The 18,885-nt window shown below is 72.0% G+C and carries 21 protein-coding genes; 6 read left to right on the plus strand and 15 right to left on the minus strand.

Going from position 1 to position 18,885, the window contains the following annotated elements:
- Positions 1-113 precede the first annotated feature (113 nt).
- The gene (locus QSK10_RS13225; RefSeq protein ID WP_285664452.1) at positions 114-1,019 is read right to left on the minus strand and encodes a pseudouridine-5'-phosphate glycosidase; all 906 of its coding nucleotides are present in this window, start codon (positions 1,017-1,019) and stop codon (positions 114-116) included.
- Positions 1,020-1,033: 14 nt separating this feature from the next.
- Entirely contained in the window at positions 1,034-2,128 is a 1,095-nt protein-coding gene (locus QSK10_RS13230) for a carbohydrate kinase (RefSeq protein WP_285663063.1), read from the minus strand.
- A gap of 164 nt (positions 2,129-2,292) precedes the next feature.
- Between QSK10_RS13230 and QSK10_RS13235 the strand changes: the two genes are divergently transcribed.
- A complete protein-coding gene (locus QSK10_RS13235) occupies positions 2,293-2,661 on the plus strand; it encodes a nuclear transport factor 2 family protein (RefSeq protein ID WP_285663064.1) in 369 nt (122 codons plus the stop codon).
- A gap of 54 nt (positions 2,662-2,715) precedes the next feature.
- Here QSK10_RS13235 and QSK10_RS13240 read toward each other — a convergent pair whose 3' ends face one another.
- Positions 2,716-3,534: an MBL fold metallo-hydrolase gene (locus QSK10_RS13240; protein ID WP_285663065.1), complete on the minus strand. Its 819-nt coding sequence runs from the start codon at positions 3,532-3,534 to the stop codon at positions 2,716-2,718.
- A gap of 97 nt (positions 3,535-3,631) precedes the next feature.
- Here QSK10_RS13240 and QSK10_RS13245 point away from each other — a divergent pair, with 97 nt between their 5' ends.
- Positions 3,632-4,228: a helix-turn-helix domain-containing protein gene (locus QSK10_RS13245; protein WP_285663066.1), complete on the plus strand. Its 597-nt coding sequence runs from the start codon at positions 3,632-3,634 to the stop codon at positions 4,226-4,228.
- On the opposite strand, the gene QSK10_RS13250 is transcribed toward QSK10_RS13245, so the two are convergent.
- The gene (locus QSK10_RS13250; protein WP_285663067.1) at positions 4,229-4,372 is read right to left on the minus strand and encodes a hypothetical protein; all 144 of its coding nucleotides are present in this window, start codon (positions 4,370-4,372) and stop codon (positions 4,229-4,231) included.
- A gap of 120 nt (positions 4,373-4,492) precedes the next feature.
- Positions 4,493-4,912: a VOC family protein gene (locus QSK10_RS13255; protein WP_285663068.1), complete on the minus strand. Its 420-nt coding sequence runs from the start codon at positions 4,910-4,912 to the stop codon at positions 4,493-4,495.
- 109 nt (positions 4,913-5,021) lie between these two features.
- Between QSK10_RS13255 and QSK10_RS13260 the strand changes: the two genes are divergently transcribed.
- On the plus strand, positions 5,022-5,666 hold the full coding sequence (locus QSK10_RS13260; RefSeq protein WP_285663069.1) for a class I SAM-dependent methyltransferase: 645 nt from the start codon (positions 5,022-5,024) through the stop codon (positions 5,664-5,666).
- Positions 5,667-5,673: 7 nt separating this feature from the next.
- Here QSK10_RS13260 and QSK10_RS13265 read toward each other — a convergent pair whose 3' ends face one another.
- The 3 genes from QSK10_RS13265 to QSK10_RS13275 all read right to left on the minus strand — a co-directional run bounded on the left by QSK10_RS13265 (position 5,674) and on the right by QSK10_RS13275 (position 11,015).
- Entirely contained in the window at positions 5,674-8,853 is a 3,180-nt protein-coding gene (locus tag QSK10_RS13265) for a S8 family peptidase (RefSeq protein WP_285663070.1), read from the minus strand.
- A 166-nt stretch (positions 8,854-9,019) separates the two neighbouring features.
- Complete coding sequence (locus QSK10_RS13270; protein ID WP_285663071.1) at positions 9,020-10,600, minus strand: multicopper oxidase family protein; 1,581 nt, start codon at positions 10,598-10,600, stop codon at positions 9,020-9,022.
- Positions 10,593-11,015, minus strand: a complete 423-nt coding sequence (locus QSK10_RS13275) for a hypothetical protein (RefSeq protein WP_285663072.1) — start codon at positions 11,013-11,015, stop codon at positions 10,593-10,595. The genes QSK10_RS13270 and QSK10_RS13275 overlap by 8 nt, the downstream gene beginning before the upstream one ends.
- Positions 11,016-11,120: 105 nt before the next feature.
- Here QSK10_RS13275 and QSK10_RS13280 point away from each other — a divergent pair, with 105 nt between their 5' ends.
- Together QSK10_RS13280 and QSK10_RS13285 are read left to right on the plus strand one after the other, a co-directional pair.
- Positions 11,121-11,999, plus strand: coding sequence for a LysR family transcriptional regulator (locus QSK10_RS13280; protein ID WP_285663073.1), 879 nt, complete (start codon positions 11,121-11,123; stop codon positions 11,997-11,999).
- Between the two features lie 82 nt (positions 12,000-12,081).
- On the plus strand, positions 12,082-12,513 hold the full coding sequence (locus tag QSK10_RS13285; RefSeq protein ID WP_285663074.1) for a YybH family protein: 432 nt from the start codon (positions 12,082-12,084) through the stop codon (positions 12,511-12,513).
- 37 nt (positions 12,514-12,550) lie between these two features.
- Here the strand turns inward: QSK10_RS13285 and QSK10_RS13290 are convergent, their stop codons facing one another.
- Positions 12,551-12,859, minus strand: a complete 309-nt coding sequence (locus QSK10_RS13290; RefSeq protein ID WP_285663076.1) for a hypothetical protein — start codon at positions 12,857-12,859, stop codon at positions 12,551-12,553.
- A 563-nt stretch (positions 12,860-13,422) separates the two neighbouring features.
- Positions 13,423-13,578, minus strand: coding sequence for a hypothetical protein (locus QSK10_RS13295; RefSeq protein ID WP_285663077.1), 156 nt, complete (start codon positions 13,576-13,578; stop codon positions 13,423-13,425).
- A 72-nt stretch (positions 13,579-13,650) separates the two neighbouring features.
- Between QSK10_RS13295 and QSK10_RS13300 the strand changes: the two genes are divergently transcribed.
- On the plus strand, positions 13,651-14,250 hold the full coding sequence (locus tag QSK10_RS13300; protein WP_285663078.1) for a hypothetical protein: 600 nt from the start codon (positions 13,651-13,653) through the stop codon (positions 14,248-14,250).
- On the opposite strand, the gene QSK10_RS13305 is transcribed toward QSK10_RS13300, so the two are convergent.
- The 5 genes from QSK10_RS13305 to QSK10_RS13325 all read right to left on the minus strand — a co-directional run bounded on the left by QSK10_RS13305 (position 14,232) and on the right by QSK10_RS13325 (position 18,787).
- Complete coding sequence (locus QSK10_RS13305; protein ID WP_285663079.1) at positions 14,232-14,999, minus strand: ABC transporter permease; 768 nt, start codon at positions 14,997-14,999, stop codon at positions 14,232-14,234. The two genes, QSK10_RS13300 and QSK10_RS13305, sit on opposite strands and share 19 nt — an antisense overlap.
- Positions 14,996-15,961 (minus strand): ATP-binding cassette domain-containing protein, encoded by a 966-nt coding sequence (locus QSK10_RS13310; protein ID WP_285663080.1) that lies wholly within the window; start codon positions 15,959-15,961, stop codon positions 14,996-14,998. Before QSK10_RS13310 ends, QSK10_RS13305 begins: the two co-directional genes overlap by 4 nt.
- A gap of 170 nt (positions 15,962-16,131) precedes the next feature.
- Positions 16,132-16,791 (minus strand): PadR family transcriptional regulator, encoded by a 660-nt coding sequence (locus tag QSK10_RS13315; RefSeq protein ID WP_285663081.1) that lies wholly within the window; start codon positions 16,789-16,791, stop codon positions 16,132-16,134.
- Positions 16,792-16,927: 136 nt separating this feature from the next.
- Positions 16,928-17,494 (minus strand): hypothetical protein, encoded by a 567-nt coding sequence (locus QSK10_RS13320; RefSeq protein WP_285663082.1) that lies wholly within the window; start codon positions 17,492-17,494, stop codon positions 16,928-16,930.
- 81 nt (positions 17,495-17,575) lie between these two features.
- Positions 17,576-18,787: a cytochrome P450 gene (locus QSK10_RS13325; RefSeq protein WP_285663083.1), complete on the minus strand. Its 1,212-nt coding sequence runs from the start codon at positions 18,785-18,787 to the stop codon at positions 17,576-17,578.
- Positions 18,788-18,885: the final 98 nt, after the last annotated feature.

Raw genomic sequence — 18,885 nt, forward strand, 5'->3', positions numbered from 1 at the left:
ACTCCCCGTGGTCGGATTGCGGATCGTCACAGGGTACGGCCGGTACCCCCGCTCGGTCCACTGTGGAGTCAGTGGGGGGAACGCCGCCGGACGCGCATCCGGCGGCGCCGCCTTCACCCCCGCGCCGCGTACTCCTTGGCGATCGCCGCGCCGAGCCGCGCGTTGGCGCGCACCAGCGCGATGTTGGCCGTCAGGCTCGCGCCCTCGGTCAGCTCCACGATGCGGCCGAGCAGGTAGGGCGTGATGTCCTTGCCCTGGATCCCCAGCGCCGCCATGTCGTCCAGCGCCCGGGCGATGATGACGCCGATGCGCTCGGCGGGGATCTCGTCGGCCTCCGGGATCGGGTTGGCCACGACCAGCCCGCCGGACAGCCCCAGGCCCCACTTGGCCGCCATCACCGCGGCGACCTCGGCGGCGGAGTCCACCCGCATCGGCGCGCCGTGCCCGCTGCCGCGCGAGTAGAACGACGGGAACTCGTCGCTGCCATTGACCAGCACCGGCACCCCGAGCGTCTCCAGCTTCTCCAGCGTCAGCCCGATGTCGAGGATGCTCTTCACGCCCGCGCTGACCACCGCCACGTCCGTCGTGGCCAGCTCGGTCAGGTCGGCGCTCACGTCGAAGGTCCGCTCGGCGCCGCGGTGCACGCCGCCCAGCCCACCGGTCACGAAGACCCGGATCCCGGCCAGCGCGGCCAGCCGCATCGTCGCCGCCACCGTGGTCGCCCCGTGCATGCGCCGCGCCACCACGAACGGCAGGTCGCGGACGCTCACCTTGGTGACGTTGCCGTCGCCGGCCAGCAGCTCCAGGCCCTCGGCGTCCAAACCGATGCGCGGGACCCCGTCCAGCACCGCGATCGTGGCGGGCACCGCCCCGTGCTCGCGGATGATCCCCTCCACCTCGGTCGCCATCGCCACGTTCTGCGGATACGGCATCCCGTGGCTGATGATCGTGCTCTCCAGCGCGACCACCGGGGTCCGGTCGCGCAGCGCCTGGGCGACCTCGTCGGTCAGCCGCAGCATCGGGTGTGGCGTCGTCACAGGGTGCTCCTCACAAGCCAGTCGGTCAGATCGGGCCGGACGGTGTGCGTACCGGCGATGGTCAGCGCGGCCGCCGCGTGACCGTAGGCGGCCGCGGCCGCCACGTCCTCACCCGCGAGCAGCGCGTGCGCGAAGGCCGCCAGGGCCGCGTCCCCGGCCCCGGTCACGTCCACGACCTCGGCGGGCACCGCCGCCACGGGCACGGCCCCCTCGGGGCCGCTCAACAGCGAGCCGCGCTCGCCGAGGTGCGTCCACACGTACCGGACGCCGCGCTCGTGCAGCGCCGCGGCCGCCTCCCGCACCTCGCGGTCGGTGCCCGAGGGCAGCCCGGTCAGCGCGGTCAGCTCATCGCGGTTGGGGGTGACGGCGAACAGCGGCAGCTCGGCCGAGACCAGGTGCGCCCGGGCGGCGGCCTTCGGCACGCTCACCGGCTCCAGCACCGTCCGCACCCCGGCGGAGGCCGCCAGCTCCAGCGCGTAGGCGATGGTCGCCTCCGGCAGGTTCCCGTCCAGGACGAGCAGCCCGGCGTTGGCGATGAGGTCCCGCGCGCCGGCCACCAGCGCGGCGTCGATCTCCTCGGCGGCGCTCATGTCGGAGACGGCCACCATCAGCTCGCCGTCGGCGTCCAGCACGGCCGTATAGGTCCCCGTCGGCCGCGAGCCCCGCCGCACGTGCTCGACGTGCACCCCCGCCGCCGACGTCGCCGCCAGCACCTGATCGCCGAGCGCGTCACCGCCGACCACCGAGATCAGATGCGTCCGCGTGCCCAGCCGGGCGAGATTCTCGGCCACATTGCGGCCCACCCCGCCCGGCGTGATCGCCGCCGTCCCCGGATTGCTGGACGCGGGCACGACCCGCCGCTCGCTGCGCGCCTTGACGTCCATGTTGGAGCCGCCGATCACCACCACGCCCGGCGTCGTCGCCAGGACGTAGCCCCGGCCCAGGATCACGCCCTTGCGGCCGAGGTTCGACAGGTGCACGTTGACCGCGGCGCGGGTCGTGCCGAGCGCCTCGGCGATCGCCGCCGACCCGATCATCGGGTCGCGGCGCAGGAGGGCGACGATCTCGCGCTCGCGTTCAGTCAGGGACACCTGATGATCATAAAGCAGCTTTAGCTGAATAAAGAAGGTGGGGTGGCGGGCTCGGTCCCGGACACGCTCGGGTCGCTCATGTTCAGCATGATCAACTAAGGTGCCCGGGTGCCTCGACCGCGTGGGTCCAGAGCACGGTGATCCCTCTCGTACGGATTGGCAGGATGAACATGGACATCGTCGGCGTGGTGGAACGGTACGTTCGTGAGGCGCTGATCGGCGGCGACCGGCGGGTGCTGGCCGATCTGGTCGACTCCGATGAGATTCCCGACTTGACCAACGCGTTCACCGGCGCGTTCACCGACCGGTCGATCAACACCTTCGGCCCGATCTTCCCCAGCGCCGACGGCCAGTACGTCGCCTGCTACCTCAACGTCCACCTGCGCCAGGTGGCGCCGTTCCTGCACGTCAACGCCATCGGCAGCGCGGCCGACATCGACATCGTGGCGATCTACCAGGTCGACGACGGAAAGGTCACCCACGTCTGGGTCGAGTGGGACATGGCCGGCCTGATCGCGGCCGGCGCCCAGTAGCCGTCCGGTCCGGGCCGGAATCTCCCGCCGCGCCGCGGGGTTTCCGGCCCGGAGTCACCCGATCGCCGGAGCGAGGTACTCCAGCGCGTAACCCTCGCCGGACGGCCTCACCCGCGCGATGCCGGGCGAGTCCAGATGCGCGCCCGCCACGAAGTGCTCCGGACCGGCCAGCCGCTCCAGCAGGCCCGCCCGCGCGGCGCGGGCCCGCGCCTGGTCCCCGTCGAACTCCCACGACACCCACGGCCGCGTGAACTGCAGAGTGGGCACGTGCACGGTGTCGCCCCAGACGAGCAGGCGGCCGGTGCCGCCCGCGATCTCGTAAACGGTGTGACCGGGCGTGTGACCCGGCGTCGGGAGCGCGGTGGCCCACTCGTTGATCGCGACCCGCTCCGAGATCGGCACCACGCGCTCGCGGATCGGCTCCAGCCGCCCGGTGAACACCGCGGTGTCGCCCGCGCCGATCCACACGCGCTCCAGCTTCGGGAACGCCTCGCCACCGCCGGGCATGATCAGGCCGCTCACGTGGTCCTCGTGGTCGTGGGTGATGGCCACGTCGGTGATGTGCGCGCGGTCGACGCCCGCCTCGTCGAGCGCGTCGTAGATCAGGCCCATGGTGGGGTCGTGCCAGTTGTCGGAGGCGCCGGTGTCGATGAGCAGCGAGCGCGTGCCGTCGGTGACGTAGAAGGCGTTCACCGCCAGGCGCAGGTTGCCCCCGGCGAGCGGGACGCCGTCCGGCAGCTCGGGCAGCGGGCGGCCCTGCTCGTCGCGGAGCCGCGTCGGCGGCATGTCGATGTAGCCGTCGCGCAGGGAGACCACCCGCAGGTCGCCGAAGGCGAAGGCGGCGTGGAGGCGGCCGGTGGAGATCAAGCGCATGAATTCGCTCCGTAGTCCAGTCTTCGTTAGTAGAACTCATCTTCTTTAGTAGAAGCCTACACTGTGGGCGGTGAGCACCCATCGATCGAGGAGCACGGTGGCCGAAGACGGAGACGCGGCCGAGGCGCGCGACGGCCTGTCCGGCGCGTTCGGCGGCAACGTGCGGCGACGCCGTGAGGAGGCGGGCCTGACGCTGGAGCAGCTGTCGGCGCGCTCCAGCGTCAGCCGCGCGATGCTGTCCAAAGTGGAGCGCGGCGAGAAGAGCCCGACGATCGGCGTGGCGTCCAGGATCGCCCACGCGCTCGACGCGTCCCTGTCGGACCTGATCGGCGCCCCGGCCGCCGCTTCCGGCACGGCCGTCGTCATGCGCCGGAGCGAACGGCCCGTCTTCCGCGACCCCGAGACCGGCTTCGAGCGGCACATCGTGTCGGCGGCCCCGGGCGCCGGGCGCTCCGAGATGGTCGCCCACTACCTGCCCGCGCGCGTCTCCACCGGGCTGCTGCCCGCCTACCCGCCGGGCACGGAGAAGCAGGTCGTGGTGCTCGCGGGCACCGTCACGGTGCTCATCGGCGAGCTCGGCGAGACCCTGGAGGCGGGCGACTCGATGTTCTTCGAGGCCGATGCCGACCACGGCTTCGCCAACCGCACCGACGCCCCGTGCGAGTACGTCATGGTGATCTCGCGGCGGGTCTGATCAGTGCCGTCCGCCGAAGCACATGCCACAGACCGAGCACACCACGAAGACGAGCGCCACCACACCGATGACGGGCAGGACGCTCCGCCAGTTGTCGGGCGGCCCGTCGGTCTTGGCGGGCGGGGGCGCGGTCGGCACGGTCATGGGCACTCCCGGGGCGGGGACGGGCGGCATGCGACTACGGGCGGGGGCATCATCGCCCTCCCGCGCGTCCGTCCGATGTGGGCCCTCCCCGGCTTAGACCCCGCTCACATCACCGGTGTCTCACAGCACCAGGTCGTCGTGCTCGTCGAAGATCCAGCCGTCCTCGTAGAGCACCTCGAACAGGTGCCCGTCGGGGTCGGTGAAGTACCCGCTGTGTCCCCACGGGTTGGGGCCGGCGGGACGGGTGACGGTCGCGCCGAGCTCGGCGGCGCGGGCCATGACGGTGTACACCTCGTCGGCGCTGCGGGCCACGTAGGCGAGGGCGAAACCGGCGAAGCCGCCGGGCTCGCGCTCGGGCAGGCGGGCGTCGGCGGCGAAGGCCGCGCGGGACTGGAAGGCCACGGCGACGCCGCCGAGCTCGAAGAGCGCGAACTCCTCGGATCCCCTGGCGGACCGCCGCCACCCCAGGGCCTGGTAGAACGCGACCGTGGTGGCCACGTCGCGCACGCCGAGCAGGATCATGTTGAGGCGCTGCCGCATCCGGTCCTCCCAAAGATCGCCACTGTACGTCAAAGAAGGTTTCCGGTCACCGAAGGCCGCAAGAGGAGGACGATGTGGGCGGGAACCGCTCCCGCGACGAGGAGGCGCCATGCCGTCCGGTGACCGCGTCCGCCGGCTCTGGGACCGCCAGGCCGGCGGCTACGACGCGCAGATGGGCTGGACCGAGCGCCGCCTCTTCGGCGACCATCGCGACTGGGTGTCCCGGGCGAGCGGGCGGGTGCTGGAGGTCGCCGTCGGCACCGGCCTGAACCTGCCCGGCTACGCCCCGGGCGTGCGCCTGTCCGGCGTCGACCTCAGTCCCGGGATGCTGGCCCGGGCGCGTGCGCGCGCCCGTGAGCTGGGGATCGACGCCGACCTCCGCGAGGGCGACGCCATGGCGCTCCCGTACGGCGACGGGGAATTCGACACCGTCGTGTGCACCTACGGGCTCTGCGGGTTCCCCGGCGTGCCCGGCGCGCTGGCCGAGATGGCGCGCGTCCTCAGACCTGGTGGGACGCTGCTGCTCCTCGACCACGTCGCGGCCACCGCGTGGTGGCTGCGGGCGCTGCAATGGACGCTCGACCGCCTCACCGTGCCGATCGCCGGTGAGCACTTCGGCCGCCGCCCGCGTGAGCACGTGGAGGCGGTGGGCCTGACCGTGGCCGAGGAATGGCGCTCGAAACGGGGTGCCGTCGAGAAGGTGCGGGCCGTGAAAAGGGCGGGACCCCCGTCGCCGGAGGCCCCGCCCGTCTGAGCGATCCCTACGAGAGACCGTAGGAGCGGATCGTCGTCTGCGTGACGGAGTTGCCGTCACCGTCGGCGGCGGTGATGCGCGTCGAGACGAACTGCGCGCCCTTGGGGTGCGCCAGCAGCGTGAAGGCGTGGTCGCCGAAGCGGCCGACCGGGACCGGCTTCCACGTCTTGCCGTCGTCGTAGGACACCTCGAAGGTCAGCTGCCTGGTGCCGATCGCGCCGGTGGCCCCGGTGCGGAAGACGTCCAGGTCGAGCTTCTGGACCTGGCGGGCGGGCGCGAAGCCGTTGACCACCGTCGGCGAGGACAGCCGGACGCCGAGCATCGGCATCTCGGTCATCGCGGTGGTCGGCGCGCTGTGGAACTTCCACGTCGCGCTGGAGGCGGTGCCGATCTTGGAGAACTCGTTGACCCGGTGGGAGTCGCAGGTGAACTCGAAGGCACCGGCGGTGCCTTCGGGCAGCTGCGCCTGGCGCACGCACGCACCGAACCCGTCGAGGGGGACCTCCTTGCCGTCGATGGTCAGCTTCGCCGACCCGGTGCTGGTGGAGGACTTGCCGTCGGCGAGCCACACCTCCGGGTTGGCGTCGTCGTACATCGCCGGGATGAAGGCGACGTAGCCGCCGTCGCGGAAGTTGGACACCTGGCCGACGCCGAGCGGCGCCCGGCCCCAGACCACCGCGGTGGTCGTCCCGGCCTTGCGGACCGGGTCGCGCTGGGCGTACTCGTACCCGCCGACCGTGGTCGTGCCCAGCTGGTAGGTGCCGATCCAGGTGCCCGGGGTGAAGTACTCGGTGCGCCGCCCGGGGGCGGCCACGCCGGGCTCGTCGATGGAGAAGAACCCGTTGTCGAGGTTCCAGTCGACGCGCTTGCCCGTGGTGACCACGCCCTGGCTGTCGTAGACGGCGTCCTCGCGGGCCAGCTCATTGTCGTGCTTGGTGAACGTCGTGCGCCCCGGGACCGTGTTGCCGGTCAGGGTGTGGAACAGCGAGTACGCGTACGGGTTGGCCGCGCCCTTGGGGCTGCCGAGGGTGGTGGCGTGGATGAAGGTGAACCCGAGGCCGGGCTCGGCGTTGGGCACGAGGTAGGTCGGCGTGCCGTTGTAGGCGAAGATGTTGAACGCGTACCGGACCTGACCGTCGGCGCCGACCCCGTTGACGGCGTCCATGGTCTGGTACAGCTGCGCGTCCTTGGCGTCGACGGCGACGTCGACGAGCTCGCCCTTGGTGAGGTCCACCGGCATGGTCGTGTCGGCGGTGACGGACAGGTCGTCGGCGAAGGTCGTCACGGCGGGCTTGTCGCCGCCCTCGGCGACCGAGGCCGCGACCTGGTAGCGGCCCGGGGGCACGCGGATGCTGCCGCGTCCCTCGCTGTCGAAGCTCACCCACTCGGCGAAGCGGGGACCGTCGATGCCGTAGACCATCCCGAAGGCGCCCATCGGGCCGGAGCCGGTGATCGGCCCGCCGTTGCGGGACTTGATCTCGATCTTCAGCTCGTGCGTCTCGGGTTCCAGCACCGCGCCCATGGGCGTGCGCACCGAGACCCCGTCGGCGGTGGCGGTCAGGACCGCGCCGTGGACGCCGATCGTCCCGCCGATGACGGTCGCCGAGAGGGCGACCGAGGCGCTGCCGTGCGCGGGCACGGTGACGGTGGCGCGGTCCACGGCGAACATCGCGTCACCGGTGACGGCGAGGTTCAGCGTGACGTCCTTGCCGGTGTCGTTGGTGTAGGTGACGTTCTTGGCGCCCGGGTTCTCGGTGTAGGGCGCGGAGAACTTGCCGTAGCTGAGGCTGCCGGTGTCGGGGGTGATCGTCGCCGACACGGCGGTGGCCACGTCGACGCGCCCGGCGCCCTGCTGGAACACGTCCAGGTCGGTCAGGCCCTTGGCGGAGCTCATCAGCGCCGCCTTGAGGCGGGCCGCGGTCCAGTCGGGGTGGACCTGCTTGAGCAGCGCGGCCGCGCCCGCGACGTGCGGCGAGGCCATCGAGGTGCCGTCGGCGGTGGTGTAGCCGTCACCGACCGGCGTGCCCATGGCGGTGCCCTTGGCGCGGGCGGCGGTGATCGCGGTGCCGGGGGCGGCCAGGTCGGGCTTGAGCGCGCCGTCGCCGACGCGCGGGCCCTGGCTGGAGAAGTCGGACAGGGTGTCCTGCTTGGTCACGCTGCCCACGGTGAGCGCCTTGTCGGCCGAGCCCGGGTTGCCCACGCACTCGCGGCACCCGAAGTTGCCCGAGGCGACCACGACCAGCATCCCGGTGCGCTCGGTGATCTCGTTGACCGCCGTCGACAGCGGGTCGGTGCCGTCGGTGGGGTTGCCGCCCAGGGACAGGTTGACCACGGACGCGCCATTTTCGGCCGCCCACTGGAGACCGGCGATGATGTCGCTGTCGGCGCACTCACCGGCGTTGCTGCACACCTTGGCGATGAGCAGCTTGGCGTCCGGGGCGACGCCCTTGTACTTGCCGCCGGAGGCCGCGCCGGAACCGGCCACGGTGGACGCCACATGCGTCCCGTGCCCGTGCCCGTCGATGGCCTCGGGGGAGGTGCCGGTGAAGTCCTTGGCCGCGGTGACGTGCCCGGCCAGGTCCGGGTGCGTCGGGTCGTAGCCGCTGTCCAGGACGGCCACCGTCACGCCCTTGCCGGTGTAACCCGACTGCCAGGCCGCCGGGGCGCCGATCTGCGGCACCGACTCGGCGAGCGTGACGCGGGACTTGCCGTCCAGCCACACCCGCTCGACCCGGCTGCGCTTGACCTTGTCCCACAGGCCCTCGTCGGCCGCGGCGGCGGCGAACTTGCCGGGCGCGTCCCGCACGATCAGCGGCAGGGGCTGCCCGGCGTAACCGTCGGCGACCAGGTCGGTGATGTCGAAAAGGCGCTCGTCGAGGACGCCCGCCCGCAGCGGTTCGAGCGCGTCGGCCGGAACGAGGTACCGGTCCCGGTCAGCGCCCTCGCCCTTGAAGTAGGTGAGGTAGCGGGTGCCCGAACGGCCCTCGCCGGGCCGGAACCCGACCTGCCCGTCCGGGGTGATCATGACGGTGTCACCGGTGACGAGGTCGACCTCCACCAGTTTCGATCCCGCCGCGGACGCCCCGGTTCCCGGGGCGCCGGGCGGGTCGGCCGCCGCCACCCCGGGAAGCCCGGCGATGAGCAGCGCCGCCGCTCCCGCCGATAGCAATGAGGAATGAAGTCTCACAGGTACTCCCATTCGTCGCTTGTGGAGTGAAAGATCCACGGAGCTGAGAACGAGCTGGAAGATCAAGATGGTTGCGCCGGGCGGGAGAACTTTTCGGGTGACGGGTCGGGACGCCGCCCGGCCTGCGGCGACGCCCCGATCGTGATCACACCAATGTGGACGGTGACTAGACCACCTCCAGGTTCGCCATCATCCCCATGTCCTCGTGCTCGGCGTTGTGGCAGTGGAACAGGTACCGCCCGCGGTATCCCTCGAAGCGGGTGACGATCTCGGCCGACTCGCCCGGCCGCAGCGACACGGTGTCCTTGAGCCCGGCGTCGTGGGGGAGCGGCTCGCGGCCGCCGCGGGAGAGGATCCGGAAGCCGGTGAGGTGCAGGTGGATGGGGTGGTGCACGTCGGCGATCAGCCGCCAGACCTCCACGTCGCCGAGGCCGACGGTGACGTCGGTGCGGGCGGGGTCGAAGGGGCGGCCGTCGATGAGCCAGCCGTGCCCGTCGCCCATGCGCCCGGCGCGGAAGCCGAACTCGCGGACGCTCACGGCGTCCTCGCGCCGCCAGGCGGGCAGGTCGGTGGACAGCACGGCCGGGACGCGGCTGTCGTCGGAGGCGGCGCGCGCGATGCGGAAGGCCATCACCTCGGCGGCGCGGCCGGAGCCGAGCCGGTTGAGGACGCGGACCAGGCCGCCCACGGGCACACCGGCGAAGTCGATGACGACGTCGTAGCGCTCGGCGGGCCCGATGGGCAGTGAGGTGTGGGTGACGGGCGCGGCGAGCAGGCCCTGGTCGGCGCCGACCTGGACGAGGTCGAGGCGGCGCCCGTCCTCGGTGACGGCCTCCAGCTCGTAGTGGCGGGCGTTGGACGCGTTGAGCAGGCGCAGCCGGTAGCGCGCGGCTTCGGCCTCGTGGACGGGCCAGGGCGCGCCGTTGACGAGGATGACGTCGCCGAGGACCCCGGCCAGGTACGGCTCCTCGACGCCGGGTGTGGAGCGCAGGCTCGGGTCGAGGGAGGGGTAGTGGAAGGTGCCGTCGTCGTTGAAGGCGCGGTCGGTGATCATGAGCGGCAGCTCGCGGGGTCCCGAGGGCAGGCCGAGGGCCTCCTCGGCGTCGTCGCGGACGAAGTGCAGCCCGGCCAGGCCGCGCCAGATCGCCGGGGCGGTGAAGTCCATGCGGTGGTCGTGGTACCAGAGCATGGTGGGCCGCTGGTCGAGCGGGAAGGTGTAGTCCCTGGTGCGGGAGGTGCGGACCGCGCGCGGGTCGCTCATCTGCCTGGCGTGTCCGCTGTGGACGGGTTGCTGGTCGACGGGCCAGCCCTCGGGCAGCACGAGGTCGGTGGGGTAGCCGTCGGACTCGGCGGGGGTGCGTCCGCCGTGGAGGTGGACGACGGTGGGCACCTGGAGGTCGTTGCGGTGGGTGACGGTGACCGGGCGGCCCCGCCGCGACTCGATCGTCGGCCCGGGGAAGGTCCCGTCGTAGGTCCACACGGGAGTCCAGACGCCGGGCAGGATTTCGGTGGTGGTCTCGCGCTGGGTGATCTCGTACCTTCCGTCGGCGACGGGCTGTAGTACCGCCGGGATCGGCAGCGGCACCTGGAAGGGCGGCGGCAGCGGGAGCGCGCTGCTCAGCTCGGCGCCGGTGGTGGCCGGGCGGCGGGCCGTCGCGGCGGCGACCGACAGCCCGGTCACCGCCATGATTCCCAGGGCGCCGCCGATCCCGAGCATCCGGCGGCGGCTCATCGCGGGCTCACGCATCGCGCGCCTCCCGCCGGGTGATGGGGCCGCGCCACACGTCGACGAACTGGACGACCAGCGCGGCGATCGTCATCACCCCGAGCGGGACGTGCAGCCACAGTGCGCCGCCGAGTCCGGCGAAGTACTGGACGGTCTCGGCCGCCACGATGCCCATGGTCGCCGCGAACGGCCACATCCGCCGCAGCCGGGCCCACAGCACGATCGCCACGATCACCTGCGCGTAGCCGATCGATGTGACGACGTTGGCCCCGGTGGCGTGCCACCCGAGGCCCTCGTAGTCCCCCGTCAGGTACAGCCCGGCGAACACCGGCTGGCCCACGATCGACGCCACGTGCGCGGTGACCACGCCCCGGTACACCCAGCCGACCGGGCGCGTCCGGCCCACGGCGGGGGCCTCCAGCTCATTGGCGAGCACGGGGTTCCTCCTCAGTTTCTCTCGTTCCCATGACTCCGCCACGCTATGACCACAGGGCTATCGTGTCTAAGATCTATATCGCTATGGAGTTATGACCGCGGAGGCATGGTGGACCTGAACTCGCTGCGCCAGTTCCTCGCCGTGGCCCGGCTGGAGCACCTCAGCCGCGCCGCCGACGAGCTGCGCGTCGCCCAGCCCTCGCTCAGCCGCACCATCGCGCGCCTGGAGGCCGAGCTGGGCGCGCCGCTCTTCGACCGGGGCGGGCGCCTGCGCCTCAACGACACCGGGCGGCTGTTCCGCGAGCACGTCGAGCGCGCCCTCGGCGAGCTGGACGCCGGGCGCCGCGCCGTCGCCGAGGCCGCCGGTCCGGGCGTGGGGGAGGTGCGGCTGGCCTCGGAGACGTTCCTGACCCTCACCGGTCCCCTCGCCGCCTACAAGCGCGGCCATCCGGCCGTGGAGATCGAGCTGCGCTGGTCGGCGGCGGCGGACATGGCGCGGCTGCTGCGCGCCCGCGACGTCGACCTGTGCGTGGCCTCGCAGCCGGTGCACGCTGAGGGCCTGGAGTCGGTGCGGTTGTTCGAGGACGCCGTCGGCGTGGCCGTCCCGGCGGGCCATCCGCTCGCCGGGCGGGACTCGGTGACCGTCGACGAGCTGGCCGGGGAGCCGCTGATCACCGCCCGCGAGGGGCACTGGGCGCGGGGACTGCTGGACCGGCTGTTCGCCGCCCGTGGCCTCACGCCCCGGATCGTCTGCGAGAGCGACGAGCCGAGCTCGATCGCCGCGCTGATCGCCGCGGGACTCGGGGTGGGTCTCGTGCCGGCGTTCGCCCGGCGCCAGGCGGTGGACGTCCCGGCGGTCTGGGTGCCCGTGGACAGTCCCGACTGCCGCCGGGCGGTGACGATGCACCGCGACGCCGAGGCGCGCCACGGCGCGGCCGCGCGTCTGATGTGGACGCTCATCGCGGGCTGGGACTGGACGCGTTAGGCGCCGGTGTCACATTCGCCCGCGACGTTTCGTCTCAGGGGGGTGAGGGCGGATCCGCCCTCGCGCCGATGAGGGAGAAGCCATGACCGAGCGGGACGAGACCGCCATCCGCGCCCACGTCGCCCGGATCGCCGAGGGCATCCGCGCCAAGGACCTGGACGCCCTGCGGCGGCTCTACGCAGCCGACGTGGTGTCCTTCGACGTGGAGCCGCCGCTACAACATGTGGGCGTCGAGGCGAAGATGGCCAACTGGGCGCGCGCCTTCGCGTTCTTCGGGGAGCTGGACTACGAGGTTCGCGACCTGGAGGTGAGCGTCGGCGGTGACATCGCCTTCGGGCACGCCTTCGGCCGCCTCAGCGGCACCCTGGCCGACGGGACGGCGACGAAGGGCATGTGGGTGCGGGTGACGCTGTGCCTGCGCCGGGTCGGTAGCGGATGGACCATCGTCCACGACCAGGCCTCGGTGCCCTTCGACATCGCCACCGGCAAGGGCGTGACCGACCTTCAGCCCTGACCGGGGGAGTGGGGCGGCGGTCCGCCGCCCCACTCGGTCAGTTCGGCCGCAGTGAGCCGTCGGTGATGTCGCCGGGCTGGGCCGTCGACACTCTCGGGACGGCCACCGCGAGGTCGCCGGAGGTGTTGGCCGAGATCGAGGACTGCCGGCAGCCGGACACCGCGGTGTAGATGTTGCGGAAGGCGTTCTCGACCTTGTCCTCCTCGACGAGCATGTCGGAGTCCATCTTGGTCATGGCCTCGGTGATCTTGACCGCGACCTCCTGCGCCGTCGGCGCGCTGAGCTCGTTGGTCTTGGGCGGATCGGGGGTGAGTCCCTGGGCGATGGTGCTGCCGATGATGAGCACGGCCCCGGCCGCGGCGACGCCGCCGCCGGCCAGTGTCAGCGCGGTGCCGATGGAGATGCCGATCAGGGTCCCCCACGTGTGCGACTTGGGGTCGCGGCCGTTGCATGTCGCCCTGCCAGCCGGACATGTCGGTGCGCACGTCGTTGATCCGCGCCAGTGCCGGGCTGGCCGCGGTGAAGTGACCGGCGTTGTCCTGGCTGCCCTGGAACATGCTCTCGATGGTGCGCAGCCCGGCGATCATCTCGTTGGTGGCGTCCGGGTCGGGCTGGAGGTACCGCTCGAAGGCGGGCACGACCCACTCGTAGTACTCGTTGCGGACGGTGTTCTGGTACCGCTGGATCTCCGCCACCGGAATCGGTGACATGTTCTTGGGCGCCTCGGGATGGGCGTTCTGGTACTGGACGTCCACGGCCAGCCGCCACGACTCGATGTCGTCGAGGGTCTGCTTGATGAGCTCGGCCTTGAGCTGGGCGGCCTTGTTGCTCACGGTCGCCTCGTACGTGCCGCCGGTCAGCTCCGGTGGTGTGATCACCTGGTCTGCCACGGTGTCTCCTCTCGCGGGGCTAGGCGGGCAGGACGGGCTTGCCGGGGTCCTCGTCGGAACCCGGTGCCGGCGGGTTCGACTTGGGGGCGTTCGGGTTGTGGTTGTTGGGGTCTGCCATGTACTTGGACAGCTCGTCGCGCAGCTGCGCCCAGGCCGCCCCGACGGAGCCGCTCATCGCCGTGGCGCCGGGATAGGAGGGCTTGTCGTCGCGGAACCCGTCGGTGTCCTGTGTGACGTTGGGTGCGACGTGCGAGGGCGCGCCGGGAATCGGGGTGATGGTGGTGCGCGCCCCGCGGTCCACGACTACACCAAGGTCGACGTCACCTTCCGTCCCGGCACCTTCGCCGGGTACGACGAGGCCCGCCTCGCCCGGCAGCTCGCCCGCCTGGGCCTGACCACCTGGGTCGCCTACCATCGCGGCCGCAGCCAGGCCTACCAGAAGTCCAAGGGGCTCACCGACGCCGAGCTCGCCGAGGCCGAGCGGCCCACCACCGATCCCAAGCGGCGGGCCTATGAGCGCGAACTCAACGCGATCGAGGGCCTGGGCGTCTCGCCCGGCCGTGCGGTCCGCATCCGCGCCAGGGGCCTCATGGAGTGGACGGTGGACGTCCTGCCCGGCAGCGTCGCCAAGGGCGAGGAGGCCTTCCTCGCCGAGCTGCACGGCGCGATCGTGGCGCTGCTCGCCGACCGGCGGAACAAGATCATCGTGCTCAAGTCGAAGTACTTCGACCTGGGCATCCCCCGCAAGTGGCTGGAGGTCATGGCCGAGCTCCAGGCGCGGGCGGCGGCACGGAAGTGGGCCCCGGGCACGCGCCCGGGGCCCACGAATCAGACCTTCTTCTGGTAGCCCCGGAACGTTCCGGTGGACAGCAGCACCAGGACGGCGGCCAGGCCCAGCAGCAGCCCGCCGCGCCCGAGGGCGGCGCCCCAGTCGACGTCGGCGGCCAGCGTCCCGCGCGCGGCGACCAGCGCCCAGTCCACGGGGTTGCCCGCCGCGATGCCCTGCATCCAGCCGGGCATCAGCGACTTCGCCATGAACGCGGTGGACAGGAACGTCAGCGGCAGCAGCAGGAACACGCTGAGCCCGATGACGCTCTCGCGCTGCCGCAGCGTCATGCCCAGCGCGTGCGACAGCGCGCTGAACGTGGTGCCCAGCAGCACCGACAGGACCACCAGCGCCACCGGTCCCAGGACGCCGCCCGGGTAGCGGGCCCCGGCCGCCCAGCCGAGCAGCACGATGACCGCCGACTGCAACGCGGTGGTCAGCGCGGCGACGATGACATTGGCGTTCATCAGGGCCGCGCGGCTGACCGGCGTGGTCAGGAACCGGTTGAGGGTGCCGCGCTCGATCTCGTCGATGGCGGACATGCCCGACCACATGTTGGACGAGACGGCGTTCATCACGACCACGCCGGGCACCAGGTAGTCCAGATAGGACCCGGCCCCGAAGCCGGGCAGTTCCACCACGCGCTGGAAGAGGTTGCCGAACAGGAACAGCCACACCATCGGCTGTATGAGGGTGATGACGAGGACGCCCGGCTGGCGCAGCAGGGCCTTGAGCTGGCGGTGGGTCATCCACCAGGTGTGGGCGATCACGAGAGGCTCCCGTTCGTCTCGTCGAAGCGGTGCCCGACGTGGCGCAGGTACACGTCGTCGAGCGAGGGACGCGCCACCGTCACCGACGCGGCGGGCGCGCCGGCGCGGTCGAGGGCGGCCAGGACGCCCGGCACGGCCGCCGCCCCGTCATCGGCGCGGGCCGACAGCAGCCGCCCGGCCAGCGACACCTCCCGCAGGCCCTCGGCGGCCAGGTCGCCGAGGCCGGCGGCGGGCTCGTCGCGCAGTTCGATGCGGACGGCGTCGCCCTTGAGCTCGCCCTTGAGCGCGTCGGCGGTGCCGGTGACCACGACCCGGCCCTTGTCCACGATGGCCAGCCGGTCGGTGAGCCGGTCGGCCTCCTCCAGGTAGTGGGTGGTCAGCAGGATGGTCAGCCCGTCCTCGGCCGACAGCCGGGCGATCTCGGCCCACAGCGCGGCCCGCGCCTCGGGGTCGAGGCCGGTGGTCGGCTCGTCGAGGAACAGCGCCGAGGGCCGGTGGACGAGGCCGAGGGCCACGTCCAGGCGGCGGCGCATCCCGCCGGAGTAGGTGCGCACCGCCCGGTCGGCGGCACCGGTCAGCCCGAAGCGTTCGAACAGCTCGGCGACGCGCTGCTTGAGCGGTGTCCCGCCCAGGCCGTAGAGGCGTCCCTGGAGCATGAGGTTGTCGCGTCCGGTGGCCAGCGGGTCGGCGCCGGAGTTCTGCGCCACGACGCCGATGGCGCGCCGCACGCGCTGCGGCCTGCGCAGGACGTCGTGCCCGGCGATGGTGGCCGTCCCGGAGTCGGGCCGGGCGAGGGTGGTGAGGATGTTGATCGCGGTGGACTTCCCGGCGCCGTTGGGGCCGAGCAGCCCGAACACCTCGCCGGGGGCGATGGCGATGGACAGCCCGTCGAGCGCGCGGGTGTCGGGTGGATAGGTCTTGACGAGCCCGTGGGCCTCGATGTGGGTGGTCGTGCTGGACATGGTGGCTCCTCGATCATGGGTATGCGAGGTCACGCCCACGACGCCGGAGAGCCTGGATAGTCTTGCGAGTGCCATCTCTGAGCCAGGTCCCGCGTCATGGGATCGGTTTCGGGATATCTGGTCCCGGCCGGTGTTCCCGCACCGTGCCGGGGCCGCCCCGCCTGGGGGCGTCAGCCTTCGTCCGCGGCCTCCTCCTTCTCCGCGTCGAGCAGCGCGTCCCATGAGGCCGGGCGCCCGCCGTGCTCGTGCCACTCCCGCCACTCGGCCAGGCCCGACATGGTGCCCTCGCCGAGCTCGCCGAGCAGGTGCCGCACCCACGCGGCCTCGGCCTCGCGCATGGCCAGGGCGTACTCGACCTCGATCAGGAAGACCCTCGGCACGTCCTCACCGGCCCCGAGCGTCAGCCGCGTCGCGGTGATCTCGGCGTCCAGGTTCGCCAGGCGTTCCTCCAGCAGCGCGACCACCTCGTCGGGCGGCAGGACGCCGAGCACCGAGAGCGCCGACTCGAAGGGCCCGGCGTCCGGGCGCGGTGTGCGGACCAGCTCGGCGAGCCAGTCGCGCAGTTCGGCGCGCCCGGCGGCGGTGATGGTGTAGGCGGTGCGCTCGGGACGGCGTCCCTCGCGCCCGGCCTCGACGGCCTCGATGAAGCCGTGCTTCTCCAGGTTGGCCACGACCGTGTAGAAGGATCCCCATTTGATGCGCATGTCGTGCTCTTTGCCCGTGCGCTTGAGTAGCGTGGCGATCCGGTAGGGGTGCAGCGGCTCACCGGGCACCAGGAGCGCGAGGACGCCGAGCGCGATCAGGTTGCCGACCTTGCGTCGCTGTGGCACGCCGATCCACCTCGCCTCGATGCTCGTCTACGGATACTCGTGGACGAGTATACGGTGACGAGTACTCCGGGCGCAAGGCATGGAAATGCCCCCGCCGCCGCGACGGGCGCGGCGGCGAGGGCGGGGGACGACCGGCTCAGTCGAGGTAGTCGGCCTCCAGGTTCTCCCGCACCCATGCCCAGTAGCCCGACTCCGCCCACGGGTGCCCCTCCAGGGCCGCCAGGATCTCCCCGGCCACCGCGGCGGCGTCCTCGCCCTCCAGACGCTCGGACAGCGTGGCCATGAGCGCCACGCTTCCGGCGGCCTCGGCGAGAGAGTCGAAGGCGACGCCCTGGTGGCCCTCGCCGTGGTCCCAGCCGCTCATCATGTAGATCTCCACCAGGCCGGTCTCGCCGTCGACCATCAGGTTGTAGTCGCCGGCGTACTCGCCCAGCCCGTAGGCGAACTTCGCCGGCGGGGTCTCGTCATCGGGCTCGCGGCGCCCGAAGATCTCGTCCGGGTCCTCCTCCCACAGGCCCTTCTCGGCCAGCCGCACCGAGTCGAACCAGGTCTCGTCGACGAGCGGGAAACCGACCTCGGTGAGGAAACGGCGGCTCTCGGCGTGCTTGAGGCCCTCCGGCAGGGCCTTGGGACGCCAGACCTGGGTCACCTGTGCGTCCAGCCATTCGCGGGTGGGATTCACGGCGTTACTGAAATCGATCATGGTCACAGTCAACTAGACGATGTCAAGCCGGATGCGGGCCGGTCGCGCCCTCGGGCGTGCGCGAGGGCGCGACCCGGAGTCCTAGGTGGTCCAGGTGACCGGCAGCTCGTGCACGCCGTAGATGTTCATGTCGCTGCGGACCCGGATCTCTTCGGCGGGGACGGCCAGGGCCAGCGTCGGGAACCGCCGCAGCAGTCCCTCGAACCCGGCGCGCCTCTCGATGCGGGCCAGCTGCTGCCCCAGGCACTGGTGGACGCCGTGCCCGAAGCCGGTGTGCCCGCGCGCGTTGCGGCGGATGTCGAGGGCGTCGGGGTCGTCGAAGCGGCGCGGGTCGCGGTTGGCGGCCAGCAGCGACACGATCACGGTGGAGCCCGCGGGGATCTGCTCGCCGCCCAGTTCGAGGTCCTCGGCGGCGTAGCGGTAGAAGATGTCGGCGACCGAGAGGTAGCGCATCAGCTCCTCCACGGCACCTGCGGTCAGGTCGGGGTTCTCCCGCAGCTCGGCGAGCTGCGCGGGGTGCTCCAGGAGCGCGAAGGTACCCAGGCCGATCATGTTGGCGGTGGTCTCGTGCCCGGCGAGCAGGAGCAGGAAGGCGATGCCGACCAGTTCCTCGATGCTCAGGTCCTCGTCGCGGGCCAGGTCGGAGAGGATGTCCTCGCCGGGCTTCGCGCGCTTGCCGACGACGAGTTCGGCGAGGTAGCCGGTGATGGCGGTGTAGGCGGCCATCTTGTCCTCCAGGCCGATCTCGCGCAGCATGAACTTCGCGGAGTTGGCCTGGAAGGTCTCGCGGTCGTCGTAGGGGACGCCGAGGAGTTCGCAGATCACCAGGGACGGGACCGGCAGCGCGAACTCGGCGACCAGGTCGACCGGTGGGGTCAGCCGCGCCATGGCGTCCAGCTGCCGCTCGGTGATCTCGGCGATGTGCTCCTCCAGCTCCTTCATGCGCCGGACGGTGAAGGCGCCGGTGAGCTTGCGGCGCAGCCGGGTGTGGTCGGGCGGGTCCATGGCGATGAACAGGCCCGGCACCTGCGGTGAGGGCTCGGTCGGGGTGGGCATGCCGGGGATTTCGTTGGGCACGTGCAGGACGCCGAGGTCCTGGCGGCTGCTGAAGCGGTTGTCGGCCATGAGCTGCCGGACCTCTTCGTATCCGGTGACCAGCCAGCCCGCGTGCCCGTCGTGGAAGACCATGGGACACACCGGCCGGTTCTGGCGGGCCCGGGTGATCTCGGTGGGCGGGTCGAAGGGACCGGCGTCGCGCTTCAGTGGGAGACCGTGCAGGACCATGTCGCTCATCGCGAGTTCCTTTCATGGCGCGGTTGACGGCCCAAGGCTCGCCGGATGAACTGTCACGAGCCTGACATGGCTCTGACATCGGCCCCAATTCGGTGATT

It is taken from the genome of Actinorhabdospora filicis (assembly GCF_030269765.1).
Classification (GTDB): domain Bacteria; phylum Actinomycetota; class Actinomycetes; order Mycobacteriales; family Micromonosporaceae; genus Actinorhabdospora; species Actinorhabdospora filicis.